This window comes from Dietzia sp. E1, from assembly GCF_014145015.1.
Lineage (GTDB): Bacteria > Actinomycetota > Actinomycetes > Mycobacteriales > Mycobacteriaceae > Dietzia > Dietzia cinnamea_A.
In genome coordinates this window covers 1-4,616 of the sequence record NZ_JAALDU010000257.1, presented here as the reverse complement: position 1 = coordinate 4,616, position 4,616 = coordinate 1, and the positions used below count along the sequence as shown (strand labels likewise).

The window sequence follows — 4,616 nt, the reverse complement described above, 5'->3', positions numbered from 1 at the left end:
AGCGGGGTGCACCTCGACCGGTCACGGCTGGAGGCCGCCCTCGGCGCCGACGACCGGCCGGTCCGGCTGCACGTCGAGGTGCGCTCCTACCGCGTGCCGCTGGGCGACCGCCGCTACTGACGATCCGGGCGTGCGGGCGCACCGGGCGGCCGCCGTCGGCACGGCGCTACAGCAGCGAGGAGTACATCCGGTGGGTCTGCTCGGCGATCGCCTGCCACGAGAACCGGGACACGGCCCGCTCCTTGCCGGCCCGGCCCATCCGCGCCGCCCGCTCGGGATCCGCGATCAGCTCGTTGACCGCCTCCGCGAGCCCCCGCTCGAACGCCCCGGTCGCCGACTCGTCGTAGTGGACGAGGACGCCCGTCTCGCCGTCGACGACGACCTCCGGTATCCCACCGACGTCGGAGGCCACGACGGCGGTGTCACACGCCATGGCCTCGAGGTTGACGATGCCCAGCGGCTCGTACACCGACGGGCACGCGAACACCGTCGCGGCGGACAGGATCTCGATGACCTCCTCGCGCGGCAGCATGTCGCGCAGCCAGAAGACCCCGTCCCGTGCCGCCCTGAGCTCGGCGACCAGTGACTCCATCTCGGCCGCGATCTCCGGGGTGTCCGGCGCGCCCGCGCACAACACCAACTGGGCGTCCGGGTGGAAGTCGCGGGCGGCCCGCACGAGATGCGGCACGCCCTTCTGCCGGGTGATCCGCCCGACGAACGCCACGATCGGACGGTCCGGGTCGACCCCGTGGCGCCGCAGTACCGAGTCCTCCCCGGAGAACGTCTCGACCGGCGCCCACACCGCGGTGTCGATGCCGTTGAGGATCACGTGGATGCGGCCCGGCTCGACCTCGGGGTAGACACGCAGGATCTCGTCCTTCATCCGGGCGCTCACCGCGACCACGGCGTCGGCGTTCGCGAACGCGTTGCGCTCCGACCACGACGAGACCCGGTAGCCGCCTCCCAGTTGCTCGGCCTTCCACGGCCGGCTCGGTTCGAGCGAGTGCGCCGACACCACGTGGGGGACGCCGTAGAGCTGACCGGCCAGATGCCCTGCGAGCCCCGCGTACCAGGTGTGGGAGTGGACGATGTCCGCCCCCTCGGCCGCGACGGACATCCGCAGGCCGGCGGACAGGGTCTGGATCGCGGGATTGGCGTCGGGCCCCAGCTCCGGGTCGGGGCGGAACGCGCGGGCGGTGTCGCGGTCCGCGCCCATGCACAGCACGTCCACGTCGCACAGCGGCCGCAGGTTGGCCACCAGTTCGGTCACGTGTACCCCGGCCCCGCCGTAGACCTCCGGCGGGTACTCCCTCGTCATCATCGCTACTCGCACACCGGCCAAGGTAGTCGCTCGGGCCCCGCCCGAGGCGTGCCCGGTGAACGCCGCCCGTCGCCGGGGTGACGACCGGGCGCGCGACGGGGGTCAAAGCGCCCGTTGCCCCGTGGCGGGTCGCGCGGAGTCGATACGGTGGGGTCGTGAGGAACCAGCCGCATGTCCTAGCAATCGTCCTCGCCGGCGGCGAGGGCAAGCGACTCTTCCCGCTCACGGCGGACCGCGCGAAACCCGCCGTGCCGTTCGGCGGGTCCTACCGGCTCATCGACTTCGTGCTGAGCAACCTCGTCAACGCCGGGTTCATGCGCATCTGCGTCCTCACCCAGTACAAGTCGCACTCCCTGGACCGCCACATCGCGCAGGTGTGGCACATGCGGGGCATGGGCGGCGAGTACGTGGCCCCCGTGCCGGCCCAGCAGCGGCTCGGGCCCCGCTGGTACACGGGTTCGGCCGACGCGATCCTGCAGTCGCTCAACCTCGTCCACGACGAGAAGCCCGACCACATCGTCGTCTTCGGCGCCGACCACGTGTACCGCATGGACCCGCGCCAGATGCTCGACCACCACATCACCACCGGCGCCGCGGTGACGGTCGCCGGGATCCGCGTCCCCCGCGACGAGGCGTTCGCCTTCGGCTGCATCGACGCCGGCGAGGACGACATCATCCGCGGCTGGGTGGAGAAGCCCTCCGACCCGCCCGGCACCCCCGACGACCCGGACGCGACCTTCGCGTCGATGGGTAACTACATCTTCACCACGGACGCGCTCATCGAGACCCTGAGGGCGGACGCCGAGAAGCCCGACTCCTCCCACGACATGGGCGGCGACATCATCCCCGCCCTGGTGGAGCAGGAGCGCGCCTACGTCTACGACTTCGCCCGCAACGACGTGCCCGGCGAGACCGAGCGCGACCGCGGCTACTGGCGCGACGTCGGCACCATCGACGCGTTCTACGACGCCCATATGGACCTCGTCTCGGTCCACCCGGTGTTCAACCTCTACAACGACCGGTGGCCCATCCGCACCCAGCAGGACAACCTGCCGCCCGCGAAGTTCGTCAACGGCGGGATGTCGCAGGAGTCGATGGTCGGGGCGGGCACGATCATCTCCGCGGCCACCGTGCGCAACTCGGTCGTGTCCAACAACGTGGTCGTCGAGGACGGCGCCGTGGTCGAGGGCAGCGTCCTCATGCCGGGGGTGCGCATCGGCCGCGGCGCGGTCGTGCGCAAGGCGATCGTCGACAAGAACTGCCACATCGGCGACGGGGACCTCATCGGCGTCGACCACGAACGCGACCGGAAGCGGTTCCCCATCAGCGCGGGCGGGGTCGTCAGCGTCGCCAAGAACACCGTCACGTCCCTGCCGGGCTGATCGCCGGGCGCGCCGGGCGGCGTGACGGGTCAGAGCGTGACGGGTCAGAGCGTGACGACGGTGAGCCCGGCGCCCACCGGCAGGAGCGTCACGTGGGCGTGCTCCGGGAGGTCCGTGTCCTCCGGCAGGGGCGCGTGCTCGCCGATGAGCACGAGCGCCCCGCCGGAGCGCAGCAGCTGGTGCGACCGCGAGATCAGGCGCGTCACCGAGTGGGCGGGGACGTCCGCGACCACCAGGTCGTATGCGCCGTCGGCGAGCTTGTCCGCGACCTCCAGCGGGCGGGCCGCGATGTAGCGCGCCGCCGAGGAGGGATGACCCGCCCCGCGGACCGCGGCCCGCGCGGCGTCGAGGTGGTGCGGATCCTCGGTGATGCACGTGACCACGGCCCCGGACCCCTGTCCCGCCGCCGCGAGGATCGCGAGTGCGGGGACACCCGGCGCCGGCGTGATGCACACCGCGGCGCGGGTGCCGTTCAGCCGGGCGATCATCCGGATGGCCTCCGCGGTCGGGGCGTCCGGTGAGGGCGCACCCAGTTCGTCGGCCTCGGCGCGGGCCGGGGCGTAGAGGGAGTCGTCGACGAGGGCCGCGCTCCGGTGCGCCAGCCCGTCGGCTCCGGAGCGGTCGGTGGCGGGGAAATCAGAGGAATCGGACACCCGAGCAGCGTATCGCCGCGGACCGGCGCAGCGGCGACCAACGCGCGGTGACCGGATCGGTACAAAACTCTCAGTGCGATCTCAGTACGCGTATACCGTGAGGACAGACCGGTAGGGGACAGTGGTCAGACGTCGCGCCACGAGGGCGCGAACCACCACCGCGCGGGGACACGCCCCGCGCCGGAAGGCGGCGGCAGCGCATGTACTCACGAACCGTGCACGGGACGACGATCGCCCCGGTGGCCCCCGACGAGTCGGCAGGCACCGCACGATTCGACTCGACCGGCGACGCGGCGGACATGCCCACCTGGTCCCAACTGGTCGCCCAGCACGGTGACCGGGTCTACCGCCTCGCGTTCCGACTCTGCGGCAACGCCCATGACGCGGAGGACATCACGCAGGAGGCGTTCATCCGCGTCTTCCGGTCCCTCGACCGCTACAAGCCCGGGACCTTCGAGGGGTGGATGCACCGGATCGTCACCAACCTCTTCCTCGACATGGCCCGGCGACGCTCGCGCATTCGCTTCGAGACCCTGCCCGAGGACGCCGAACGCGTCCCCGGGCGCGAGCGGAGCCCGGAGCAGGTCCTGGCCGACGAGACGTTCGACCCGGTGCTGCAGGCGGCGCTCGACAACCTGACCCCGGAGTTCCGGGCGGCCGTCGTCCTCAGCGACATCGAGGACCTCAGCTACGAGGAAGTCGGCCGCATCCTCGGGGTGAAGATGGGTACCGTCCGCAGCCGTATCCACCGCGGCCGCGCCGCCCTGCGCGCCGAGCTCGAGGCCGCCGGGGTCACCGGAGCGCACCAGCGGTCCAGCTGAGCCGCCGCGTCCGACGGCGGGAACAGCGGAGCCGTTCCGGACGTTGACCCATCGAGATCGGGCGGGACACCGCCCCGCAGGCCGACGGTCGGGAGGGCGTGGCGTGGATCGACATCGTCACGGGCGCGGCTCCGCGCCCGAGTTCAGGTTGTCGCAGACGTCCGCGCGCGAGGTCGTGGGCCGGACAGGGCCACCGCGGGCGCGAGACCACTTCCTGTCCACCGATCACCTCTCCATCGAGGCCGCGGCCGCGTACGTCGACGGCCGCCTGCCCGAGGCCGGCCAGTCCCGCGCGGACGCCCACCTCGCCCGCTGCGCCGACTGTCGCCGCGAGGTCGAGGGGCAGCGCGAGGCGCGCCACGCGCTCCGGGGATCGGGACCCATCCACATGCCCCGCGAGCACTGCACGCGGGTGCGGGTGTACTCGACGGTCCGCTGC

At 72.4% G+C, this 4,616-nt stretch carries 5 protein-coding genes; 3 read left to right on the top strand and 2 right to left on the bottom strand.

Annotated elements, in window-relative coordinates:
* Positions 1-166 precede the first annotated feature (166 nt).
* A complete protein-coding gene (gene glgA, locus G6030_RS09335; protein WP_347238621.1) occupies positions 167-1,333 on the bottom strand; it encodes a glycogen synthase in 1,167 nt (388 codons plus the stop codon).
* Positions 1,334-1,476: 143 nt separating this feature from the next.
* On the opposite strand from glgA, the gene glgC reads away from it, so the two are divergent.
* A complete protein-coding gene (gene glgC, locus G6030_RS09330) occupies positions 1,477-2,703 on the top strand; it encodes a glucose-1-phosphate adenylyltransferase (protein WP_007629839.1) in 1,227 nt (408 codons plus the stop codon).
* Positions 2,704-2,747: 44 nt separating this feature from the next.
* On the opposite strand, the gene G6030_RS09325 is transcribed toward glgC, so the two are convergent.
* Entirely contained in the window at positions 2,748-3,356 is a 609-nt protein-coding gene (locus G6030_RS09325) for a class I SAM-dependent methyltransferase (RefSeq protein WP_182642944.1), read from the bottom strand.
* Between the two features lie 200 nt (positions 3,357-3,556).
* Here G6030_RS09325 and sigE point away from each other — a divergent pair, with 200 nt between their 5' ends.
* Together sigE and G6030_RS09315 are read left to right on the top strand one after the other, a co-directional pair.
* Positions 3,557-4,177 carry an RNA polymerase sigma factor SigE gene (gene sigE / locus G6030_RS09320; protein WP_061227642.1) on the top strand — a complete coding sequence of 207 codons (621 nt, stop codon included), beginning with the start codon at positions 3,557-3,559 and terminating at the stop codon, positions 4,175-4,177.
* A gap of 103 nt (positions 4,178-4,280) precedes the next feature.
* Positions 4,281-4,616 (top strand): zf-HC2 domain-containing protein (locus tag G6030_RS09315; RefSeq protein WP_182642943.1); only part of this gene is annotated, 336 nt, incomplete at its 3' end.